Origin of the sequence: Streptomyces sp. NPDC005485, from assembly GCF_040606085.1 — a bacterium.
Lineage (GTDB): Bacteria > Actinomycetota > Actinomycetes > Streptomycetales > Streptomycetaceae > Streptomyces.
Map to the genome: position 1 here is coordinate 32,876 of NZ_JBEXDZ010000052.1, position 22,244 is coordinate 55,119.

Annotated in this window: 20 protein-coding genes and 1 pseudogene; 9 read left to right on the plus strand and 12 right to left on the minus strand. The window is 72.4% G+C overall.

The features are described from left to right. Positions 1-95: 95 nt before the first annotated feature. A complete protein-coding gene (locus ABZS97_RS19330; protein WP_356139395.1) occupies positions 96-1,529 on the minus strand; it encodes an RNB domain-containing ribonuclease in 1,434 nt (477 codons plus the stop codon). A gap of 114 nt (positions 1,530-1,643) precedes the next feature. Here ABZS97_RS19330 and yaaA point away from each other — a divergent pair, with 114 nt between their 5' ends. Beyond that, positions 1,644-2,444: a peroxide stress protein YaaA gene (gene yaaA, locus ABZS97_RS19335; protein WP_356139397.1), complete on the plus strand. Its 801-nt coding sequence runs from the start codon at positions 1,644-1,646 to the stop codon at positions 2,442-2,444. Between the two features lie 77 nt (positions 2,445-2,521). Next, positions 2,522-3,172 (plus strand): bifunctional 4-hydroxy-2-oxoglutarate aldolase/2-dehydro-3-deoxy-phosphogluconate aldolase, encoded by a 651-nt coding sequence (eda, locus tag ABZS97_RS19340; protein WP_356139400.1) that lies wholly within the window; start codon positions 2,522-2,524, stop codon positions 3,170-3,172. 18 nt (positions 3,173-3,190) lie between these two features. Here the strand turns inward: eda and ABZS97_RS19345 are convergent, their stop codons facing one another. Then, complete coding sequence (locus ABZS97_RS19345; RefSeq protein WP_356139403.1) at positions 3,191-4,210, minus strand: NAD(P)-dependent alcohol dehydrogenase; 1,020 nt, start codon at positions 4,208-4,210, stop codon at positions 3,191-3,193. A 168-nt stretch (positions 4,211-4,378) separates the two neighbouring features. Here ABZS97_RS19345 and ABZS97_RS19350 point away from each other — a divergent pair, with 168 nt between their 5' ends. Next, positions 4,379-5,185, plus strand: a complete 807-nt coding sequence (locus ABZS97_RS19350) for a helix-turn-helix transcriptional regulator (protein WP_356139405.1) — start codon at positions 4,379-4,381, stop codon at positions 5,183-5,185. A gap of 130 nt (positions 5,186-5,315) precedes the next feature. Here the strand turns inward: ABZS97_RS19350 and ABZS97_RS19355 are convergent, their stop codons facing one another. Genes ABZS97_RS19355 through ABZS97_RS19365 form a run of 3 tightly spaced genes read right to left on the minus strand, consistent with a single transcriptional unit; the run spans position 5,316 to position 8,324 of the window. Beyond that, positions 5,316-6,719 (minus strand): bifunctional RNase H/acid phosphatase, encoded by a 1,404-nt coding sequence (locus tag ABZS97_RS19355; protein ID WP_356139408.1) that lies wholly within the window; start codon positions 6,717-6,719, stop codon positions 5,316-5,318. Positions 6,720-6,729: 10 nt separating this feature from the next. Continuing rightward, complete coding sequence (locus ABZS97_RS19360; RefSeq protein WP_356139431.1) at positions 6,730-7,473, minus strand: C4-type zinc ribbon domain-containing protein; 744 nt, start codon at positions 7,471-7,473, stop codon at positions 6,730-6,732. After that, positions 7,470-8,324 (minus strand): Nif3-like dinuclear metal center hexameric protein, encoded by an 855-nt coding sequence (locus ABZS97_RS19365; protein WP_356139410.1) that lies wholly within the window; start codon positions 8,322-8,324, stop codon positions 7,470-7,472. Before ABZS97_RS19365 ends, ABZS97_RS19360 begins: the two co-directional genes overlap by 4 nt. A 253-nt stretch (positions 8,325-8,577) precedes the next feature. On the opposite strand from ABZS97_RS19365, the pseudogene ABZS97_RS19370 reads away from it, so the two are divergent. Next, positions 8,578-9,927 (plus strand): annotated as a pseudogene (locus ABZS97_RS19370) (hypothetical protein); the annotation flags it as partial. Between the two features lie 287 nt (positions 9,928-10,214). Beyond that, entirely contained in the window at positions 10,215-10,376 is a 162-nt protein-coding gene (locus ABZS97_RS19375; protein WP_356139412.1) for a hypothetical protein, read from the plus strand. A 67-nt stretch (positions 10,377-10,443) separates the two neighbouring features. Here ABZS97_RS19375 and ABZS97_RS19380 read toward each other — a convergent pair whose 3' ends face one another. From ABZS97_RS19380 to ABZS97_RS19390, 3 genes are read right to left on the minus strand one after another with little or no spacing between them, the layout of a single operon-like run. After that, a complete protein-coding gene (locus ABZS97_RS19380; RefSeq protein WP_356139415.1) occupies positions 10,444-11,406 on the minus strand; it encodes a 3-oxoacyl-ACP reductase in 963 nt (320 codons plus the stop codon). Between the two features lie 28 nt (positions 11,407-11,434). Continuing rightward, the gene (locus ABZS97_RS19385) at positions 11,435-12,511 is read right to left on the minus strand and encodes a Zn-dependent alcohol dehydrogenase (protein WP_356139417.1); all 1,077 of its coding nucleotides are present in this window, start codon (positions 12,509-12,511) and stop codon (positions 11,435-11,437) included. A 30-nt stretch (positions 12,512-12,541) separates the two neighbouring features. Continuing rightward, a complete protein-coding gene (locus ABZS97_RS19390; protein WP_356139419.1) occupies positions 12,542-13,399 on the minus strand; it encodes a MaoC/PaaZ C-terminal domain-containing protein in 858 nt (285 codons plus the stop codon). Between the two features lie 411 nt (positions 13,400-13,810). Here ABZS97_RS19390 and ABZS97_RS19395 point away from each other — a divergent pair, with 411 nt between their 5' ends. From ABZS97_RS19395 to ABZS97_RS19410, 4 genes are read left to right on the plus strand one after another with little or no spacing between them, the layout of a single operon-like run. Continuing rightward, complete coding sequence (locus ABZS97_RS19395) at positions 13,811-14,704, plus strand: ABC transporter ATP-binding protein (protein WP_356139421.1); 894 nt, start codon at positions 13,811-13,813, stop codon at positions 14,702-14,704. Beyond that, positions 14,704-15,420, plus strand: a complete 717-nt coding sequence (locus tag ABZS97_RS19400; RefSeq protein WP_356139423.1) for an ABC transporter permease — start codon at positions 14,704-14,706, stop codon at positions 15,418-15,420. The genes ABZS97_RS19395 and ABZS97_RS19400 overlap by 1 nt, the downstream gene beginning before the upstream one ends. A 21-nt stretch (positions 15,421-15,441) precedes the next feature. Next, on the plus strand, positions 15,442-16,767 hold the full coding sequence (locus ABZS97_RS19405; RefSeq protein ID WP_356139425.1) for a sensor histidine kinase: 1,326 nt from the start codon (positions 15,442-15,444) through the stop codon (positions 16,765-16,767). A gap of 38 nt (positions 16,768-16,805) precedes the next feature. Continuing rightward, positions 16,806-17,438 carry a response regulator transcription factor gene (locus ABZS97_RS19410; RefSeq protein ID WP_356139433.1) on the plus strand — a complete coding sequence of 211 codons (633 nt, stop codon included), beginning with the start codon at positions 16,806-16,808 and terminating at the stop codon, positions 17,436-17,438. 65 nt (positions 17,439-17,503) lie between these two features. On the opposite strand, the gene ABZS97_RS19415 is transcribed toward ABZS97_RS19410, so the two are convergent. The 4 genes from ABZS97_RS19415 to kstD form a co-directional block, all read right to left on the minus strand. Next, on the minus strand, positions 17,504-18,337 hold the full coding sequence (locus tag ABZS97_RS19415; protein WP_356139427.1) for a hypothetical protein: 834 nt from the start codon (positions 18,335-18,337) through the stop codon (positions 17,504-17,506). After that, positions 18,337-18,876 carry a SigE family RNA polymerase sigma factor gene (locus ABZS97_RS19420; protein WP_356139429.1) on the minus strand — a complete coding sequence of 180 codons (540 nt, stop codon included), beginning with the start codon at positions 18,874-18,876 and terminating at the stop codon, positions 18,337-18,339. Before ABZS97_RS19420 ends, ABZS97_RS19415 begins: the two co-directional genes overlap by 1 nt. A 68-nt stretch (positions 18,877-18,944) precedes the next feature. Then, entirely contained in the window at positions 18,945-20,369 is a 1,425-nt protein-coding gene (locus tag ABZS97_RS19425) for a DHA2 family efflux MFS transporter permease subunit (protein ID WP_356139435.1), read from the minus strand. 96 nt (positions 20,370-20,465) lie between these two features. Then, entirely contained in the window at positions 20,466-22,211 is a 1,746-nt protein-coding gene (gene kstD / locus ABZS97_RS19430) for a 3-oxosteroid 1-dehydrogenase (protein ID WP_356139437.1), read from the minus strand. Positions 22,212-22,244: the final 33 nt, after the last annotated feature.

The following is a 22,244-nucleotide window of genomic DNA, read 5'->3' on the forward strand; positions in this document are numbered from 1 at the left end:
CTGAGGCCGGCTCCGGCCGTCGGTCCCCCCACAGCTGCAACGTCCGCGCTCCCCGTTTCCATGCCACCGTCAAGAGGTCGCCCGCTCCAGCCCCGTCACGCAGGCGCGAACTGCACCTTCGCCGTCCCCGGGTCCGCCTTTGTCAGCCGCACCCGCAACCGCTCCCCCAACGGCAGCGCCTCCGCCCCGCCCTCGATGCGGGCGAAAACGGCCGGGGACTCCAACTGGACGGTTCCGACGGTGGGTTGATGTTCCTGTACGTCCACCACACACCCCTCGAAGAGGTCGCCCACCCGGTCCTTGAGCAGGGCTGCCTCCACGATGTCGACGCACTCGCGCTCGACGGTGCCCGTGCGACGGCTGCCGTCGGCCATCTGCTGGGGGAGCTCGTCGAGGGCCGCGAGGACCCAGTCGGGGGGCGGCTCGTCCGCGACGGCGGCGAGACAGATCTCTGACGAATAGCGGTCGACCAGGCGGCGCAGCGGGGCCGTGCAGTGGGCGTAGGGCGCGGCGACGGCGGCGTGCGAGGTGACCTCGGGGAGCACGCCGTCGCGGAAGACCGTGTAGCCGGCGCCGCGCAGCAGCGTCGTGCACTCCTGGAGGAAGGCCGCGTGGTGCGGCCGGTGGGGGTCGAGGGAGCGGATGAGTTCGGCGTACGAGACGTGGTGCGGCCAGTCGATGCGCAGCGCCTTCGCGGTGCGGCGCAGCCGCCCGACCGCGCCGTCCGGGGCGGCGGGCAGCGTCCGCAGTACGCCGGTGCCGTGCGCGAGCATCAGCTCGGCCGCGGCCATCCCGGTCAGCAGGGAGATCTGCGCGTTCCAGCCGTCGGCGGGGAGCGGGGCGCGGTACGCGAGTTCGTACGTCCCGTCCTCCTCGACGATCTCCTGCTCGGGGACGTTGAGCGAGATGCCGCCGCGCTCGACCTCCAGCCGCTCGCGCGCCTGTCCGATGTCCTTGAGGAGGGCGAGCGGCTCCTCCGCCGTCCCCGCGTCGATCTGCCGCTGTACGTGCGCGTAGTCGAGCTTGGCCCGGCTGCGCACCAGCGCCCGGCGCACGTCGGTCGCCTCGGTACGTCCCTCCGCGTCGAGGTCGATCGTCCACAGCGTCGCCGGGCACGTCTGGTCCGGGAGGAGGCTCGCGGCGCCCTCGGAGAGGACCTCCGGGTGCAGCGGGACCCGCTCGTCGGGGAAGTAGAGCGTCGTGACTCGCCGGTGCGTCTCGGCGTCCAGGGCACCACCGGGTACGACGAAGGCGGCGACGTCGGCGATCGCGTACCGGACGCGGTAGCCGCCGCCCGTGCGGCGCGCGAGGTGCATCGCCTGATCGAGGTCCGTGGACGTCGGCGGGTCGATCGTGAACAGGGGGATGTCCGTCGCGTCGTACGACGGCAGCCGGGGCGCCCGCGCGGCCTCTTCGAGCACTTCGGGCGGGAAGGACTCGGGTACGCCGAGTTCGGTTCGCAGGGCGCGCAGCGCGGCTCGCAGGGGAGCCTCCGGTGCACCGGCAACACGTAGGTGGCGGCGAGGCATACAGCGAGCGTAGGCACAAACCGGCCGCTCCGGCGCGCGAGGACGGCCCCGCGGCACCCTTTAGGCTGGCGCCGGGCCAATCCAGCCGTGCGCCCACCGTAAGGAGAAACAACCGTGCTCGTCCTGCTCCCCCCGTCCGAAGGCAAGGCCTCTTCGGGCCGCGGCACCCCGCTGAAGCTGGAGTCGCTGTCCCTGCCGGGGCTCACCGAGGCGCGGCAGGCGGTTCTCGAGGAGCTGGTCGAGCTCTGCGCCGGTGACGAGGAGAAGGCGCGCGAGGCACTCGGCCTGAGCGAGGGCCTGCGCGGCGAGATCGCGAAGAACACGCAGCTGCGGACGGCGGGCGCGCGCCCGGCGGGCGAGATCTACACGGGGATCCTGTACGACTCCCTGGAGCTGTCCTCGCTCGACGCGGCGGCGAAGCGGCGGGCGGCGCGCTCGCTGCTGGTGTTCTCGGGCCTGTGGGGCGCGGTCCGGGTGACCGACAGGATTCCCTCCTACCGCTGCTCGATGGGCGTGAAGCTGCCGGGTCTCGGGGCGCTGGGCGCGCACTGGCGTACGCCGATGGCCGCGGCCCTGCCCGAGGCGGCCGGGGACGGGCTGGTGCTCGACCTGCGCTCGTCGGCGTACGCGACCGCGTGGAAGCCGAAGGGCGAGGTCGCCGGGCGGACGGCGACGGTACGGGTGCTGCACTCGCAGCTGGTGAACGGGATCGAGAAGCGGTCCGTCGTCAGCCACTTCAACAAGGCGACGAAGGGGAAGATCGTGCGCAGCCTGCTGACGGCGGGCGCGGCGCCGAAGGGCCCCGCGGAGCTGGTGGAGGTGTTGCGGGACCTCGGGTACACGGTCGAGGCGGCGGCTCCGGGCGGGGCGGGGAAGGCGTGGGCGCTGGACGTGGTGGTGACGGAGATCCACTGACACACCCCACCTCTACATACGTTGCAACATGCGCAACGAGCTTTGCGCAGGATGCGCACCCCGGGCAGGATGAGGACATGCCCTCGCCGCTGCCCTCGTCGCCGTCTGCCTCCGTCCTGGACCTCGCTCCTGTCGTCCCCGTCGTCGTGGTGACGGACGCCGCCGACGCCGTGCCGCTGGCACGGGCGCTGGTCGCGGGCGGGCTGCCCGCGATCGAGGTCACGCTGCGGACACCGGCGGCGCTCGACGCGATCCGCGCGATCGCGGACGAGGTGCCGGACGCGGTCGTCGGCGCGGGCACCGTCCTCTCCCCGGCGCAGGTGACCGACTCGGTGACCGCCGGTGCACGCTTCCTGGTGAGCCCCGGCTGGACGGACGTGCTCCTCGACGCCATGCGCGCGTCCGGGGTGCCGTTCCTGCCAGGTGTGTCCACCACGTCGGAGGTCGTGACGCTTCTCGAACTCGGCGTGCGGGAGATGAAGTTCTTCCCGGCGCAGGCGGCGGGCGGCACGGCGTACCTGAAGTCGCTCGCCGGGCCGCTCCCCCAGGCGCGGTTCTGCCCGACGGGCGGCATCGGGCCCGACTCGGCGCCGGAGTATCTCGCCCTGCCCAACGTCGGGTGTGTGGGCGGGAGTTGGATGCTTCCGGGGGACGCCGTCGCGGCCAAGGACTGGGCGCGGGTGGAGACGCTGGCCCGGGAGGCGGCGGCGCTCAGGCCATCCGGATGACGGCGCTGATGACGGCACTCAGGCCACGCGGATGACCACCTTGCCGAAGGCCTGCCCGCTCTCGTAGTAACGGAACGCCTCGTGCACGTCGTCGAGGTCGAAGACGCGGTCGACCACCGGGCGGATGCCGTGCAGGGCGATGGCGCGGTTCATGGTCTCGAAGTGGGCGCGGCTGCCGACGAAGACGCGGCGGATGGTGGCCAGGCTCGCCGCGTACGCCGCGTTGGATATCTCGATGCCCTGCTTGCGCGGGTTGCCGGTGATCAGCAGCACGATCTGGCCGTAGAGCGCGGTGGCGCGCATCGACTGCTCGATGGTGTCGGGGCCGTTCGTCTCGACAACCAGGTCGGCGCCGCGTCCGCCGGTCAACGCCCTTACGGCCGCGCCCCATTCGGGGTTCTCGACGTAGTTGACGACGTGGTCCGCGCCGAGCGCTTTGAGGCGGTCCGCCTTGGCCGCGCTGGACGTCGTCGCGATGACCTCGGCGCCCAGCGCCTTGGCGAACCGCACCGCGAAGAGGGACAGTGCGCCGGTGCCGAGGGTCAGCACGGTCTGGCCGGGGACGAGCGGTTCGCCGCCGGTGAGGGCGTGCCATGCGGTGACTCCGGCACAGGGCAGGCAGGCCGCCTCCTCCCAGGTCAGATGCTCCGGAACACGAACCGCGGCTTCCTGGTCGAGTCGGACGTACTCGGCGAGCATGCCGTTCAGACTGGCCCCCGGCTGGTCGAACTGCGTCGCGGTGATCCGGCCGTCGCGCCAGTTCGGGAAGTACGTCCCCATCACCCGGTCACCGACCGCGAACCGGGTCACCTCCTCGCCCACCGCGACGACTTCGCCCGCGCCGTCGCTCACCGGGATCACGTCCGGTACGGCCTTCAGCGGGTAAGTCCCCTTCAGGATCAGCAGATCGCGCTTGTTGAGGGAGACGGCACGGACCCGGACGACGATCTCGCGGGGACCGGGTTCCGGGCGCGGTGCGGAGTCGCGGTGGACGATGCCGTCGATGGTGCCGAGTGTCTGAAGGTGATACGAGCGCATCTTCGCCCCCTGGGATGGAATGGTGCCGCGCGGACACGTCCATGCTGGCCGGGCGGCGTGCGGCGCTCAATTCCCGGCGGGGTATGAGGGCACGGACAGCAGCAACGGACGGCACGGTCGACGCCCGGTCGAGGCCCGGTTGTCGTACCCGTGGCGTACAACTGAGCCATGACCGCGACCATCACCGAAACGCCCCCGTTCGCCCGGGAGTTGCTGCGCTGGCGCACCGCCCGCCAGGTCAGTCAGTTGGAGCTCGCCTCGCGGGCGGGGACGACTCAGCGGTACGTCAGTTTCATCGAGCGTGGGCGGTCGGTGCCCGGCAGGGAGATCGTGATCAGGCTCGCCGAGTCGCTGGGCCTGACCCTGCGGGAGCGCAACGCACTGCTGTTGGCGGCCGGTTACGCGCCCGCGTTCTCCGAGTCGGCGCTCGACGCGGCCGCGCTCAAGCCCGTACGGGAGGCGTTGGACAGCGTCCTCGAAGGGCATCTGCCGTATCCGGCGCTGGTGGCGGGACCGCGGGGTGAACTCGTCGCGGCCAACGAGGCGTTCGACGTCCTCACGGAGGGGGCGGACCCCGCGCTGCTGGGGCCGGCCGTGAACGTGCTGCGGCTCGCGCTGCATCCGCGCGGGATGGCGGCCCGGGTGGTGAACCTGGATGCCTGGGGACGGCACATCGTGGAGAACCTGCGGGCCCGTGCCGTACGCAGCCCCGATCCGCTCCTTGACGCGCTCGCCGAGGAGTTGGACGGGTACGTGCCGCGGAGCGAGCCCGGCGCGGACTATCTCGGCTTCGCCGTGCCGCTGCGACTGCGGTGCGCGGAGGGCGAGTTGAGGCTGCTCACCACGCTGACGTCGTTCGCGACGGCGGTGGACGTCACGCTCGCCGAGCTCCACCTCGAAGCGTTCCTGCCGGCGGACCGGGAGACGGCGGAGATCCTGCGGGCACGCGGCGCGGCCCGGGTGCCGTGCGGGTGAGCCGGACTGCGAGCCCCCGGCGGGTGAGGCGCAGGTCACGTGGGTGAGCCGGACGAGCGGGCAGGACGGGGAAACGGCTGAGCAGCCGGGCGCGTGAGGCGCAGTCCTCGCGGGTGCGCCGGACTGCGCCTCAGCGCAAGTGGGACGTGTCGTTCAGCAGTCGCAGGCTCGCGTTCCCGTCCGCGTAGTACGCCACCGCCGAGATCGAGGCCGCCGACAGCTCCATGCGGAAGAGGGACTCCGGCGGGGCGCCCAGGGCGAGCCGTACGAAGGTCTTGATCGGCGTGACATGGGTGACGAGCAGGACCGTGCGGCCCGCGTAGGAGGCGACGAGCTTGTCCCGGGTGGTGGCGATGCGCCGGGCGACCGCCGCGAAGCTCTCGCCGCCGCCGGTCGGTTCGGCGTCCGCCGAGGCGAGCCAGGCGGTCAGGTCCTCGGGGTGGCGCTCGCGCACCTCGGCGAAGGTCAGGCCCTCCCAGGCGCCGAAGTCGGCCTCGCGCAGCCCGTCGTCGACGACCACGCCGAGCCCGAGCCGGTCGGCGACGGCCTGCGCGGTCTGGCGGCAGCGGGCGAGCGGCGACGCGACGATCGCCTGGACGGTGCCGCGCGCGGCCAGCGCCGCGGCGGCCCGCTCCGCCTGCTCCCGGCCCACGGCGGACAGCGACGGGTCGGCCCCACCGCTCCCGGAGAACCGCTTCTGCGGCGTCAGCGGGGTCTCGCCGTGGCGCAGCAGCACGAAGGTGGCGGGCGCTCCCATGTCGGCGGCGGCACCCCAGCCGACGGACGGCTGACCGGCAGTCTGCGCCCCGGCGGCCACGTTGCGCGCCGCGCGCACGTCGGCGGCTGCCTTGGCCGCCCCTGCACCTGCACCTGCACCCGGTGACAGCAGGAAGTCGGACTCGCCTGACGACACCGGAGCACTGGCAGCGGCAGAGGCGGCAGCAGAGGTGGCAGCCGCACCGGAAACCGGAGTCGCCGACGGACCCCGTGCGCCCGCCAGCGCCGCCCGGGCCTTCGCCGCGCCCGCGGTCGCGTCGCCGGGCGGGCCCGACGGTTCGGGGGCCGCGGCGCGCGCCGCGCGTGCGTCCAGTTCGGCCGTCGATGCGGACGGCGACCACTGCTCGCCGCGCTTGCCCGCGTCCATCGCCTCGTTGGCGAGCCGGTCGGCGTGCTTGTTCTGCGCGCGCGGGATCCACTCGTAGGTCACCTGGGACCGCGGGAAGACACTGGCGGCCTCGGCCGCGAGGGGCTTCATGTCCGGGTGCTTGATCTGCCAGCGCCCGGACATCTGCTCGACGACGAGCTTGGAGTCCATCCGGACCCGGATCGAGGCGGTGGGGTCCAGTTCGCGGGCCGCCTTCAGCCCGGCCACCAGGCCCCGGTACTCCGCGACGTTGTTGGTGACGACCCCGAGGTACTCGGCGGCCTCCATCAACGTCTCCCCCGTGGCCGCGTCGATCACCACGGAGCCGTAGCCCGCGGGCCCCGGGTTGCCCCGGGAACCGCCGTCGGCCTCGACGATGAACTCCCGCACCCGAAGCCCCTTACAGACCGGACTCGGACGTGCGCACCAGGATGCGGCCGCAGTTCTCGCAGCGCAGCACCGTGTCGGGAGAGGCGGCCTTCACCTCGTTGACCTCGGTGATGTTCAGCTCCAGGCGGCAGCCCTCGCAGCGGCGCTGGTAGAGGCGGGCCGCACCGACGCCGCCCTCCTTCACACGGAGCTTGTCGTAGAGCTTCAGCAGGTCGGCGGGGACGGAGGCGGCGATGACCTCGCGCTCCTTCGTCGCCGTCGCGGCCTCGCCGTCGAACTGCTCGAACGCGGCGTCCCGGCGGCCGGTCGCGTCGTCGATCTTCGCCTGCACGGAGGAGACCCGCTCGGTCAGCTCGGCGACCCGCTCCTGCGCGGACTCACGGCGCTCCATGACCTCCAGGACCACGTCCTCCAGGTCTCCCTGGCGCTTGGCGAGCGAGACGATCTCGCGCTGGAGGTTCTCCAGGTCCTTGGGGGAGGTGACGTTGCCCGAGTCGAGGCGCTGCTGGTCGCGGGAGGCGCGCTGGCGCACCTGGTCCACGTCCTGCTCGGCCTTGGTCTGCTCACGGGCGCAGTCGCTGTCCTCGGTCTGCGCGGCGACGAGCAGGTCGCGCAGCTGGACGAGGTCCTTGTTCAGCGATTCGATCTCGGCGTGCTCGGGCAGCGACTTCCGCCGGTGCGTGAGCTGCTGCAGGCGGACGTCGAGGGCCTGGACGTCGAGAAGTCGGATCTGGTCGGCGGGCGCGGCGTTCAGTTGGGGGCTCCTGAAGGTGTGGGAAGTGGTGAGGCCGCGTGGGCGGTCCAGGGGTCGGTGACCGTCTTGGAGACGTGGACCCGCAGGTCCCAGCCATGGCGGTCGGAGATCTCGTCGAGCTGGGCGGCGGCCAGCTCGCACCAGGGCCATTCGGTGGCCCAGTGCGCCGCGTCGAGCAGCGCGAGAGGAGTGTGGGCGCGGGCCTCCGACGCCGGATGGTGGCGCAGGTCCGCGGTGAGGAAGGCGTCGACGCCGGCGGCGCGCACGTCGTCGAAGAGGCTGTCGCCGGAGCCGCCGCTGACGGCGACGGTCCGCACGAGGGCGTCGGGGTCGCCCGCGACGCGGATGCCCTGCGCGGTGGCCGGTAGCCGCTGGGCGGCGCGTGCGGCGAACTCGCGGAGGGTCACCGGATGGTCCAGCTCGCAGACGCGTCCGAGGCCGCGGCGGCCCTCGGCGTCGGTCGGGTCCGGCACGAGGGGGCGTACGACCCGCAGGTCCAGCGCACCCGCGAGGGCGTCCGAGACACCCGGGTCCGCGCGGTCGGCGTTGGTGTGCGCGACGTGCAGCGCGATGTCGTTCTTGATGAGGGTGTGCACGACGCGGCCCTTGAAGTGGGTGGCCGCGACCGTCGTCGTACCGCGCAGATAGAGCGGGTGGTGGGTGACCAGCAGGTCGGCGCCCAGCTTCACCGCTTCGTCGACGATCTCCTGGACGGGGTCGACGGCGAACAGCACCCTGGACACGGGCTGATCCGGGTCGCCGCAGACCGTGCCGACCGCGTCCCACCCCTCGGCCCGCTCAGGGGGCCAGAGGGCGTCGAGCGCGGCGAGGACTTCAGACAGACGGGGCACGGGGAAAAGGCTACCTGGCTCCCGTGTGTGCCCGACCGGTCGCGGGTGACCCGACCGGCCCGGGGAGTCCGGCGCCACCGGATCCGGCCGTGAGCACCGGGGCCACGGCCTCCCCCGCGCACCCTGTCAGCACACGCGCCCCCGTTTCCTCAGGCGAATCACGACATGGCCACCCTTATGTGTGAAGCGGCCGCTCGTCGGTCCCACGCCTGTGCGTACGAAAACTAGCTTCGTCGCCGGAGGTGATCGAACCATGACGGCCTGTGCCTCCCCCGAGCTCTCGGCTTCGTTCGAGCAGGGGGGACTCTCATCGTCCGCGCCGGAGGCGGCGGAGACAGTGGACGCGGCGGATACGGCGGATACGGCGAACACTGCGGACGCAGTGGATACGGCGGAAGCGGCGGACGCAGCGGGGAACGTGGAGATCGTCGGCAGCGCGAGCGGGAACGGGAGCGGGAGCGAGTGGGCCGTCCGGCCCGCCTGTGTGATCACCGCCGAGGGGACGTACGCGGCGCGTCTCGCCTTCGACGGCGGGTCCTGGTACCCGGAGCGGTGGACGCTGGACGGTCCCGAGCCGTACGCCGTGCCGCTGCCCGGCAACCAGCCCGAGGAGCCCGGCACCGAGGTGGCGCCGATGAACGACGGGCGGGTGCTGATCCACCGGCTGACCGGCGCCCGGCACACGTTCTCGCTGCTGTACCCGACCGGCCCCGGCACGGGTGAGCTGCCGCTCGGGGCGGTGGAGTGCCCGGACGAGGGCACCGGGCTGCGGCTGCTGCCGCCCGCGCCCGGTGGTGAGCTCGCGTACGCGCTGGCCGTCGGCCGGAGCTCGACGGCGGTCTGGCTGGTCGCGGGCGGTGCCTTCGGACCCGAGCACCTCGCCGAGATCCCGGGCCGCTGCTCGGGCGGGGTGTGGCTGGACCGCACGGGGCGGCTGCTCGCCCTGGACCGGTCGACCGGCGGACCCACGAAGACGGTGGTCGTCGACCTGGAGCGCGGCGGCGAGGTGTCGCCGCTGCTGCAGATCGCGGAGGCCAGCAACGACCGGCTCCTTCTCGCGGACGCCGACAGCGGGCTGCTGCTGATCCACTCGGACGCGCCGTCGCCGGGCCGCGACCGGCTGGGCTGGGGAGTGCTGGGGAGCACCCTGCCGGTGCGCTTCCCGGAGTGCCTGCGCATGGGCGACTGCGCGGTGACGCCGTTCGCGATCCAGCCGGGGCAGGTGCTGACCCCGGAGAGCTGCGGGGTGGCGCTGCGCATCGACGGGGCGGCCGGGAGCTGGGTCGGCCTGTGGCGGCCCGCCGACCGGCGGGTGCATCATCTCCGGGCGCCTGAGGGGTGGTTGGCGGGGGCCGGGCTGTGGACCAGGGACGGGGTGCTTCAACTGCCGTACGCGACGGGGGCGATGCCGTACGGCGTGACGCGGGTGGAGGCGCCCACGGGGGCGGGGGAGGCGGGACCGGGGGATCCGGGTCCGGACGGTACGGCGGTGACGGCGAAGGAAGCGTCGTCGCGGTCGGCGGATCCGGGTCCCTCGGGGCGCGCCGTGGCACGGCCGGTGCCGTTGCAGCAGGCGCCGCTCACGGGCCGGGTGGTGGCTCGTGTGAGGCCGCTGCCCCCTCAAGAGGTGAAGCCGGTCGTTCCTGACGGCACGAAACCGGTGAGGAACGACGGCACGAAACCGGTGAGGAACGACGGTGCAAAGCCGGTGAGGAACGACGGCGCGAAGCCCGTCAGGAATGACAGCGCGATGCCCATCAGGAATGACGGCGCGGGAGTGGTTGTCCCTGATGGCGCGGTACGGGTGGCCCCTGATGAGAGGCCTATGGTCGCCGGTTAGACTCACCCGGTTGTACAGAAGGATCTTGTATTTACGGGGTGAATTTTCCGATGAGCGACACGATCACAATGGAACCGCCGGCTGCCGACGCCCACAAGGCCACGGCTCTGGACCTGACGCACGGCAAGCACCGGGGTCCGGTCTCCGCCCAGGACGACGAGGCGACCCCTCGCGGGCGTCACCGCAAGCCGTCCGAGCAGACCGCGAACTGACGTTCCGACAGCACCGGCCCCGTCCGTCGACCGACGGACGGGGCCGTTCTGTGTGACGGGCGGCGGCTCAGCGACCCGGAGAGTCCAGGTCCTGGCCTCGCTTGAGCCCCAGCACCTCCGCGGCCGCGAAAGTCTCGCCACTGGGGCGTCGCGCGTAGTGCGGGGTGAGCAGCGCGTCCAGTTCGTCGTGCGTGAAGGCGTCCTGCTTGGTGTCGAACTTGGCGGCCACCCGCGGGCGTTCGACGATCGCGACCATGCCGCCGTGCACCACGAGAAGCTGCCCGTTGATGTGCGCGGCCGCCGGTGAGGCCAAGTAGCCGACGAGCGGGGCGACATGCTCGGGGGCGAGGGGGTCGAGGCCCTCGTCCGGGGCGGAGAGGCCCGCGAAGACGTCCTCGGTCATCCGGGTGCGGGCGCGTGGGCAGATGGCGTTGGCCGTCACGCCGTACTTCGCGAGGGCGAGCGCCGTGGACGTGGTCAGGCCGACGATTCCGCCTTTGGCCGCCGCGTAGTTGGGCTGTCCGGCCGATCCCGCGAGGTACGCCTCGGACGAGGTGTTCACGATCCGCCCGTACACCGGTCCGTCCGCCGTCTTGGACCGCGCCCGCCAGTGCACGGACGCGAAGTGGGTGGTGTTGAAGTGCCCTTTGAGATGGACCCGGATGACGGAGTCCCACTCGTCCTCGGTCATCGAGAAGACCATCCGGTCCCGCAGGATGCCCGCGTTGTTGACCAGGATGTCCAGCTTGCCGAACTCGGCGACCGCCGACTCGACGAGGGCGCGGGCCTGTTCGTGGTCGGAGACGTCCCCGGTGTGGGCGACCGCGCTGCCGCCCGCCGCGCGGATCTCGGCGGCGACCTGCTCGGCGGGTGCGGCGGACGCCTCACCGGACCCGTCCCGGCCGGGCTGTCCGTAGTCGTTGACGACGACGGCCGCGCCGAGGCGGCCGAGTTCCAGCGCCTCGGTCCGGCCGAGCCCGCGGCCGGCCCCGGTGACGATCGCGGACAGCCCCTCAAGTGGCAGTGACATCAAAGTCCCTTCGGCCGGCGGCAGGGTGTCAGATCTCGATGCACGTACGCAGCGCGACACCCGTCCGCATCTGGTCCAGCGCCTCGTTGATCTCGGCCAGCGGCACCCGGTGGGTGATCAGGCTCTCCAGGTCGATGCGGCCGGCCCGCCACAGCGCGATGGTCCGCTCGTACGACCGCAGGACGTCGCCGCCGCCGTACATCGAGGGCAGGATCCGCTTCTCGTCGAAGAACAGCTCGAACATGTTGAGCTGGAGGAAGTCGTCCATGGCGCCCGCGCCGACGACGACGAGGGTGCCGCCGCGCCGGGTGTTCTCGTACGCCGTCCGTGCCGTGGCCGACCTGCCGACGACCTCGAAGACGTAGTCGAAGCCCTCGCCCGCGGTCACCGACTGCTTGGCGTCCGGGAGTTCGTCCGGCGAGACGGCCTTCGTGGCGCCGAACCTGAGCGCGGCCTCGCGGCGCGAGGCGACCGGGTCGACGGCGACGATCTCGGCGGCGCCCTTGAGCCGGGCGCCCTGGATGGCGGAGATGCCGACGCCGCCGCAGCCGATGACGGCGACCGACGAACCGGCTTCCACGTCGGCGGTGTTGAGCGCGGCGCCGAGGCCGGTGGTGACGCCGCAGCCGATGAGGGCGGCGATGTCGAAGGGCACGTCGTCGGGGATCGGCACGGCGCAGCCCGCGTCGACGACGACCTCCTCGGTGAAGGTGCCGGTGCCCGCGAAGCCGAAGACGTCACCGCCGGGACGCCTGAAGTTGGGCGTGCCCGCGTTCATGAACCCGGCCAGGCACAGTTCGGTCTGGCCGCGCCTGCAGGCGGGACAGACACCGCAGGCGGGCAGCCAGCAGACGACGACGCGGTCGCCGGGCTTCAAGTGGCTCACGCCGTCGCCGACTTCGAGGATCTCGCCCGCTCCCTCGTGGCCGGGCACGAACGGCGCGGGCTGCGGCAGGACACCGCTCATCGCGGACAGGTCCGAGTGGCACAGCCCGGTGGCCCGCACCCGGATCCTCACCCGGCCCGGGCCGAAGCCCACCGCCTCGACGTCGTCGAGTACTTCGAGCTTGTCCTGCCCGATCTCGTGCTGTACGGCTGCGCGCATGGTGCGGCTCCCCTCAGGAACGGTCTGGGCTCATGAGTGTTCGACGATGGTGTCGGCCAGCACCGGCGCGTCGTCCCGCTCCACCGCGCTCACCGCCACCTGGACCCCGCCCTCCCGCCGCCACATCCGGATGCGCAGGGTCTCGCCCGGGAAGACGACCCCGGCGAAGCGCGTCGTGTACGAGCGGACGCGCGCCACGTCGCCGCCGAGGACCGTGTCGACGACCGCCTTGAGGGTCATCCCGTAGGTGCACAGGCCGTGCAGGATCGGCCGGTCGAACCCGGCGAGCTTGGCGAACTCGGGGTCGGCGTGCAGGGGGTTCCAGTCACCGGAGAGCCGGTACAGCAAGGCCTGGTCCTCGCGGATCGGACGCTCGACCGTCCTGTCCGGCGGGCCCGTCGGGTCCTCCAGCCGGGTGGAGGGGCCGCGGTCGCCGCCCCAGCCGCCCTCTCCCCGTACGAAGATCTGGGCGTCGTTCGTCCACAACGGGCCGTCGGCGTCGGCGACTTCGGTGCGCATGACCAGGATCGCCGCCTTGCCCTTGTCGTAGACGGCGGCGATCCGTGCGGTGGCGCTCGCCGTGCCCTCGACGGGGATCGGGCGGTGCACCTCGATGCTCTGCCCGCCGTGCAGTACGCGGGCGAGGTCGACGTCGACCCCGGGCATGGACAGGCCGCCGATCACGCCCGGTGAGCCGGCGCCCGCGACGGTGGCGAAGCTGGGCAGCACATGCAGCCGGGACTCAAGGGTGTAGCGCAGCTCGTCGGGGTCGGTCGCGGGGGTGCCGGCGCCCAGGCCCAGATGGTAGAGCTGGACGTCCTTGTGACCCCAGGTGATCTCGCCGGTCCTGGGGGCTGCGGCGACGGCCTTGGCGGCGTCAATGGGCATGGGGCTCCTGATCGGTAGCACGAAACCGGTTGCACAAAAGACCTCGGTGCGGCCGTCCGCACCGTCGGCCGCACCGAGGTCGACACGGGGCCGTGGAACCCGCCCGTTCTAGAACGCGTTCCAGTCCGGCGACCCCCTGTATAGCCGAGCGCCTCCTACTTGTGAAGACCTGACACTACGTCAGCTCAGGGTCGTCGGACAGTCGTTCACCCCCTGGCGACCGGCACCCGTGACATTTGTCCCGGCCGACTCCGTACAAGCGCATCTGCCGCGGCCCCTCCCGCCGTTCGTACCGTCGTAGCCATGACACAGGCAACGGGGACGACGGGGAAAACGCGGGCGACGCGGACGACGAGCGCGATGGGGATATCGGGGGCTGCGGAGACTACGGGGGCTGTGGGGGCAAGTGGGATGCCGTCGGCCGTGTGCTTCCGGGGGGCGGTGAAGGCCTTCGGCGCGGTGCGTGCCGTGGACGGTGTGGATCTGGACATCGCGGCCGGCGAGACGGTCGCTCTGCTCGGGCGCAACGGGGCGGGCAAGTCGACCGCGATCTCCTTGCTGCTCGGCCTGAACGAGCCCGACGAGGGCTCGGTCTCGCTCTTCGGCGGGCGCCCGGAGCAGGCCGTGCGCGCCGGGCGGGTGGGCGCCATGCTGCAGGAGACGCGGCCGGTGCCCCGCGTCACCGTCCGCGAACTGGTCTCCTTCGTGGCCGGCCGCTATCCGGCACCGCTGCCGGTCGACGAGGCCCTGGCGCTCGCGGGCATCACGGAGCTGGCGGGGCGGCGCGCCGACCGGCTCTCGGGCGGCCAGGCGCAGCGGGTGCGGTTCGCGGTGGCGCTCGCCGGGAACCCCGCGCTGATCGTGCTCGACGAGCCGACGGCCGCGCTGGACGTGGAGGCGCGGCACGCGTTCTGGGAGTCGATGCGGGGGTACGCGCGGCGCGGCCACACCGTGCTGTTCTCCACGCACTACCTGGAGGAGGCCGACGCGCACGCCGACCGGATCCTCGTCATCGACCGGGGCCGGATGGTGGCCGACGGGACCGGCGAGCAGCTCAAGCGATCCGTCGGCGGCAACCTGGTCTCCTTCGACCTCGCGGGCCGCCCCACGGAGGGGCTGGCCCTGCTGCCCGGGGTGGTCTCCATGGAGGTGCGCGGGGACCGGGCACGGCTGCGCAGCGACGACTCCGACGCGACGGTGATCGCGCTCGCGGAACTGGGCGCGATCCGTGCCCTGGAAGTGACCCCCGCGTCGCTGGACGACGCCTTCCTGGCCCTCACCTCGACTGCGCTGGAGACGGTGTGATGCTCGACTATCTGCGACTCGAAGTACGCCGGACGCTGCGCGACACCGGCTTTGTGATCGGCGGCATCGCGATGCCGGTCATGATGTATCTGCTCTTCACCAACCTCGGTGAGAACGAGAGCAGTTGGAAGACGGCCTCCATGGTCGGCATGGCCGCGTACGGCGCGGTCGGCTCGGCCCTGAACACCGGGGGCGGCGTCGCCGAGGACAAGGGGATCGGCTGGCTGCGGCAGCTGCGGGTCACCCCGATGACCCCGCGCGAGGTGGTACTCGGCCGGGCGCTGACCGGCTCGGTGACCGTGCTGCCCGCGATCGCCGCGGTGCTGGTGGCGGGCGGCCTGGTCAACGGCGTACGCCTGGACGCCTGGCAGTGGGCGGCGATCACGGCGCTGCTGTGGCTCGGTTCGATCCCCTTCACCCTGCTCGGTCTCGGCAACGGCTACCGGCTGACCCCGCAGACGACGGGCGTCGCGAACATGGTGTGCAACCTGGGGCTCGCGGTCGTCGGCGGCCTCTGGTTCCCGCTCGCCCTGTTCCCCTCCTGGCTGCGCTCGCTGGCCGTCTACACACCCGCGAACCGCTTCGCCCAGCTCGGCACCTCGGTCGCCGACGGGCGCGCCCCGGCCCTCGGGGCGGTCGTCGTGCTCACCGCCTGGCTGCTGGCCTTCGGCTCGTACGCTGTGGTCTCGTACCGCAGGGCCACGCGGACCGTCTGAACGGGAACGGGGAACAGCGACATGTCCTGGTTGCGAAAGGCATCCTGCAGGATCAACGCCTGGCGGGATGCACGGGCGGCGTGGAAGGCCGAGTGGGAGCCGCAGCGGGCCGCGCTCCGGGCCGCGCGGCGATCCGGGGAACACTCCGGCGGCCGTTTCGGTGGCCGGTCCGGTGAGACGAAGCCCGAGGAGATCGGCCCGCCGCCCAACGGCTTCGCGCTGCTGCCCTGGCTCCTGATGGGCATGGGCGCCTTCTCCAACCTCTTCCAGGACAAGACGGCGAACCCCTGGATCGGCGGCCTGGGCCTGCTCACCTTCAACTCCCTCTACATCTACGTGGTCTTCCGCGCCTTCGTGAAGAAGACCCGCCAGGCGACCTCCACCCGGGTGGCGCTCGTCCTGCTGGGCGCGGTGACATGCGCCCTCGCCATCGGCTACGGCGGCAGCTGGCTGCTGTTCTTCCCGCTGCTGGGCCTCGCGACGGGGGCGACCGTCCGGGGGCCGTGGCTGGGCAGGACCGGTCTGGCCCTGACCGTGCTCGCCGGGTCCGTCTCCGCCGTCCGCGAGGGCTGGGACGCGATCAACATCGCGTACGGCACCTTCCTCTCGACGATGGTGACGGCGGCGATCCTGTCCTTGTCGGAGGCCGTACGGGAACTGCGCGCCGCCCGCGAGGAGTTGGCCCGGCGCGCCGTCGAGAAGGAGCGCCTGCGCTTCTCCCGCGACCTGCACGACCTGCTCGGCCACACCCTCTCGGTGATCGTGGTCAAGTCGGAGGCCGCCCGCCGACTGGCCCCCCGCGACCTGGAGGCGGCCCTCCTCCAGGTCAGCGACATCGAGTCGGTCGGCCGCCAGGCGCTCACGGAGATCCGCGAGGCGGTCACCGGCTACCGCGAGGGCAGCCTCGCCACGGAACTCGACCGCGCCCGCTCGGCGCTCTCCGCGGCGGGAGTCGACCCCGTCGTACGCCAGTCGGGCCCGCCCCTCGGCCCCCAGACCGAGGCCCTGCTGGGCTGGGTGGTCCGCGAGGCGGTCACCAACGTCCTGCGGCACAGCGCCGCGACCCGCTGCGAGATCACCGTCGGCGGCACGCCCGGCCACGTCCGGCTGACCGTCACCGACAACGGCACCGGCGCCCCCACCCTGCCCACCGCCGAGGGCATCGGCGGCACGGGCCTCAAGGGGCTCACGGAACGCCTCGCGGCAGCCGGCGGTTCCCTGGACTCGGGCCCGGGCCCCCGAACCGGATTCCGGGTGACGGCGGAACTCCCGGTGGAGACGGCCGACGCTTCGACACACACGGCAGAAGCCCGAGTGACCCCGAAGGCCCCTGCCCTCGGCCCGTGAACGACCCCGCGGCCCCCTACCCTTGGCCCGTGAACGAGATGCCCCGGGATCACCGTCCCGCCAAGTCCATCAGAGTGCTGCTCGCCGAGGACCAGGGGATGATGCGGGGCGCTCTCGCGCTGCTCCTCGGGATGGAGCCGGACATCGAGGTCGTGGCGCAGGTGGGGACCGGGGACGCGATCGTGGACACGGCGGTCGTGCACCGGCCGGACGTGGCGCTTCTTGACATCGAACTGCCGGGGATGAGCGGGCTGGACGCGGCCGCCGAGCTGCGCGAGCAGGCGCCGGACTGCCGGGTGCTGATCCTCACCACCTTCGGGCGGCCCGGGTATCTGCGCCGGGCCATGGAGGCGGGGGCCGCGGGGTTCCTCGTCAAGGACGGACCCGTGGAGGAGCTCGCCGAGGCGATCCGACGGGTGCTGACCGGCGAGACGGTCATCGATCCGGCGCTCGCCGCGGCCGCGCTGAGCGCCGGCCCCAATCCGCTCACCGCCCGCGAGTGCGACGTACTGAAGGCCTCCGTGGACGGGGCCACCGTCGCCGACATCGCGGACAAGCTCCACCTCTCCGAGTCGACGGTACGCAACTACCTCTCCTCCGCCATCGGCAAGACGGGCACCCGCAACCGCATGGAGGCGATGCGGGAGGCCCGGCAGCAGGGCTGGCTCTGACGCCGGGCCGGCCCCCACCCCCGTAGGGAACCGGCCGCCGCTCCTGCCGTCCACCGAGCCCGCCGCTACTTGGTCACCTCCGTCTTCTCGTACGTCTTGCCCTCCGGCGCGAGGCAGACGAACCAGTTGGACGGGGAGCCGCCGGCCGGACGGATGTAGGGCTGGAAGTCGCGGGTGAAGCCGCGGTTCCTGGGCGCCAGGGGGGCGGTCTGGCTCGTGCCGTCCTTCCAGGTGCAGGTGACCTGGTGGGCGGTCCTGGCGACGCGGCCGATCACGAGACGCTGGTCGGAGTCGTCCGTAGCGGTCTTGTTGGACTGCAGGGGAAGAGCGACGGACTGGAGGTCCGTGCCCGAGTCGGTGTCGCCCTTCGTGAACTCCCCCCACGTCTTCGTCCACTGCTCGTCGCCCAGGATCAGGTGGACGAAGAACAGGTGCCTGCCGATGAGGTCGGAGGCGGTCTTCGCCCCCGACTCCCCCCTGTTCCCGAACTCGCCCAGTGCCTCCAGCTGTCCCTGCGCCTCCACGTCGTTCCTGGCCGTCCCCCATACGTCGATGGTGACCCGCCACTCCTTGCCGTGGTCGGTCCCGTACGCCAGCGTCGTGCGCTGCGGTGCGTACACGTGCCGCTGCTCGGCGGTCGGGGGCCGGTTGGCCGTCGTTGCCACCCGGCCGCCGTCGCCGCCGAATCCACCGGCCAGCGCGAGCGTTCCCGTCGAACCGGCGATCACCACGGCGACGGCTGTCGCGACCAGGTAGCGGCGGGCCCTGCGGCGACGCCCGCCGCGGACCACCTGCTGATAGGGGGCTATACCGATCTCGACCTCGTCCGCCGCGTCGGCCAGCAGAAGGGCGATGTCCCTGTGCGTCATCTCGTGGCTCGTCTCTCGGTCCTCGCTCATCACGTGCGCCCTCCGTTCGTCACCATGTCGGCCAGCCCCGGTATGGCACGGAGTTTCGCGATCCCCTTGGCCGCGTTGCTCTTCACCGAGCCCACCGAGCAGCCCATCGCCTCCGCCGTCTGTGTCTCGCTCAGGTCCTCCCAGTACCGCAGCACCACCGCTTCGCGCTGCCTCGGCGGCAGCTGGGCGAGCGCCTTCAGCAGGGCGCTGCGGTCGTCGGCCTGGGCGATGCGGTCACCGGTGTCGGGCAGCTCGTGCGTCAGGCCCGAGTCGTCCTTCGGTGCCAGGAACTCCTTGAGGCGCCTGCGGTGTCTGCGGGCGTGCCCGTTGATCATCACGCGCCGTACGTACGCCTCCGGGTCGTCGGCCGAGGCGACCCTGCGCCACGCCACGAAGACCTGTTCGAGCGTGGACTGGACCAGGTCCTCGGCGGCGTGCTGCTCCCCCGTGAGGAGAAACGCCGTACGCATCAGCCGCGGCCAGCGGCCGATGACAAAGCTCTGGAACTCGTCGTCCAAAGCCACCTTTCGATCCCCCATGGGCACCTCCTAGATGTCTAAAGGAGTCCATGGGCCGCGGATTTCGTTGCCTCTCCCCGCGAGCATTTTCACGCCTGTCGCGCGGACACCCCTCGCGGCAGCCACAGCAGCATCAGCACCGCCCCGCCCAGCAGGACGCCACCGCCCGTGCGGAACGCCAGCGCGTACCCCTCGGTCAGCGCCTCGGCCGACGTACCGCCCGCTGTACGGGCCGCCGCGATCGTCGACATGATCGCGAGGCCGAGCGAGCCGCCCATCGTGCGGGAGGTGTTGACCAGGCCCGACACCAGCCCGGCGTCCCCGGCCCGGGCGCCCGCGGTGGCGAGCGAGGCGAGCGGTGTCGCGCCCAGGCCCGCGCCCGTCATCATCAGGATGCCCGGAAGCATGATCGTGGTGACGTAGGCGCCGTGCGCGGTCATCGTCGACTGCCAGCCGAACCCGGTGGCGGCCACCAGCGTGCCGATGACCGCGACGTTGCGTGCGCCGATCACCGGCATGAGCCGGGGCGCGAGCTTGGAGCCGAGGACCACGGCGAGGGAGCTGGGCGCGAGGGCGAGACCGGCGCCGAGCGGGGAGTAGCCGAGCACGTTCTGCGCGTACAGGGTCATGAAGAACCACATGCAGAACATCGCGGAGCCGCACAGGAACATCGCCGCGTTCGCCGACGACACCGCGCGCAGCCGGAACAGGTTCAGCGGCATCAGGGGCGCCCTGGTCCGCGCCTCGACGGTCAGGAACAGCCCGATGAGGCCGAGTCCGGCGACCAGCGGCACGAGGGTCGCGGCCGCCGCCCACCCCTCGGCCTCGGTCTGCGCGATGCCGTACGCGAGGGTCGCGAGCCCTGCCGTCACCAGCAGTGCGCCCGGCAGGTCGAGCCGCCGTCCGTCACCGGCCCGGCTCTCCATCAGCCACCGGGCCGCCCCGGCCAGCACCACGGCGCCCACGGGCACGTTGATGAGCAGGACCCATCGCCACGACAGTCCGTCGACGAGCAGTCCGCCGACGAGGCCGCCCGCCGCACCGCCCCCGGCGCCGACCGCGGTCCAGGTCGCGATGGCCCGCGCGCGTGCGGCACCTTCCGGTACGGCCGAGGTGACGATCGTCAGCGTCGAGGGCGCGAGCACCGCCGCGCCCAGCCCCTGCACACATCGGGCGACCAGCAGCTGCCAGCCGTCCTGGGCCAGTCCCCCGCCGAGCGAGGCCAGTGTGAACAGGGCGAGCCCGACGAGGAACATCCGCTTGCGCCCGTAGAGGTCACCGGCGCGTCCGCCGAGCAGCATGAACCCGGCGAAGGCGATCGCGTACGCGTTGACGACCCACTGCAGGCCCGGCGCGCTCAGGCCCAGGTCGGCACGCATCGACGGCAACGCCACGTTGACGACGGACACGTCGAGGACGACGAGGAACTGCCCCGCACAGGCGAGCGCGACCACCACCCAGGCCGGTGGCGCGGTGCGCGGGGGTATTCGGGTGTCTTCGGCGGCTCGGAGCATGGACGTCATGCTCTCAACCGTCCGACACTCCTGGCATCAGGATTTCGCCGCAATCACAGCTCGGCCGCCGGTCCTAGGTCCCGGCGGCCGCGCGACCTAGGTCCCGGCGGCCGCCGCGATGTCCAGTGCCGCGATGTACCCGAACGTCATCGCGGGGCCGATCGTCGAGCCCGCGCCGGCGTAGCTGTGGCCCATGACGGCGGCGCTGGCGTTGCCGGCGGCGTACAGGCCGGGGATCACCGAGCCGTCCGCCCGCAGCACGCGGGCGCGGGCGTCCGTGCGCAGGCCGCCCTTGGTGCCGAGGTCGCCGGGCACGATCCTGAACGCGTAGTACGGGGCCAGCCACAGGGGCGCCAGACAGGAGTTGGGGAGGATCGCGGGGTCGGTGTAGTAGTGGTCGTACGCGCTGTCGCCGCGGTGGAAGTCGGTGTCCTTGCCGTTGAGGGCAAGGGAGTTGAAGCGGTTGACGGTGGCGCGCAGGGCGGCGGCGGGGACACCGATCTGCCCGGCCAGCGCGTCGAGGGTCCAGGCCTTGTGGGCGGCGCCGGAGTCGTACCAGGTGTCGGGGAACGTGAAGGTCGGGGCGACGTCCTTGAAGAGGTAGCGGTTGCGGTAGTTCTGGTCGACGATCAGCCAGGCCGGGATGTCGGGGGCGGCGGCGTTCTTCTCGTACATGATGTGGACGACGTCGCTGTAGGGGGCGGCCTCGTTGACGAAGCGGGCTCCCGCCGCGTTGATCAACAGGCCGCCGGGCAGGGTCCGTTCGGCCAGGCAGAAGTACGGGTCCCCGGGCAGCGGGATCGCCGGGCCCCACCAGGCGTCGTCCATCAACGCCAGTGCGCCGCCCGCCCGTTCGCCGGCCCGGATGCCGTCGCCGGTGTTCTCCTTGGCGCCCACCGTCCATTCCGTGCCGATGGGCTGACGCTGGTACTGCGCGCGCATGGCCGCGTTGTGCTCGAAGCCGCCGGAGCCCACGACGACGCCGTGCCGGGCCCTGAGCAGACCTGCGGCGCCGTTCCTGGTCACCACCGCGCCGGTGACGGCACCGTTCTCCGCATACAGGTCCGTGAGCGGGGTGTTCAGCCATACGGGCACCTGGGCGGCGAGCAGCCCGGCGCGCAGTCCGGCCGCCAGCGACTGGCCCATGGTGAGGGGCTTCTGGCCGAGCAGCGCGGCCTTGGTGCCGCGCGCCAGGCACTCGGTGGCGACGGCGAGGCCCTTCGTGCTGACGGCGGACAGGGCGAGCCACTTGTAGTCGGCGCTGAAGACGACCATGCCGGAGGGGACGGCCAGGTACGGCGGGTTGAGATGGGCGAGTTCGGCGCCGAGGATGTTCCCGTCGAGCTGGTCGGGTTCGATGGAGCGGCCGTTCGGCAGACCGCCGGGCAGCTCGGGGTAGTAGTCGCTGTACCCCTCCATCCAGCGGAACCTCAGCGGGCTGTTGGCCAGGACGAACGAGATCATGGCGGGCCCGTGCCCGAGGAAGGCCTGCTGCCGGTCGGTGGAGACGTCCGCTCCGACCACGGCCGCGAGATAGGCGGCCGCCTTGGCCGGGGTGTCGGGGACTCCGGCGGCCAGGATCACCGGGTTGTTCGGGATCCAGACGCCCGCGCCCGAACGGGCCGCCGACCCTCCGAAGGTGGCTGCCTTCTCCACGACGACGCAGCTCAGCCCGTGTTTCGCCGCCGTGAGCGCGGCGGTCATCCCCGCTGCGCCGGAACCGATCACCACGACGTCGTAGGTGCCGAGGAGCGGAAGGTCGGCCGCGTCGGCGGTCCCCGCGGCCGCCGGGAGTGCGGCGGCGACGAGACGGTTGGCGAGGTCCGCCGCGGGCGCGTCCAGGGCCCCCGAGCGCGGGACGCCGAGGTGGGCATG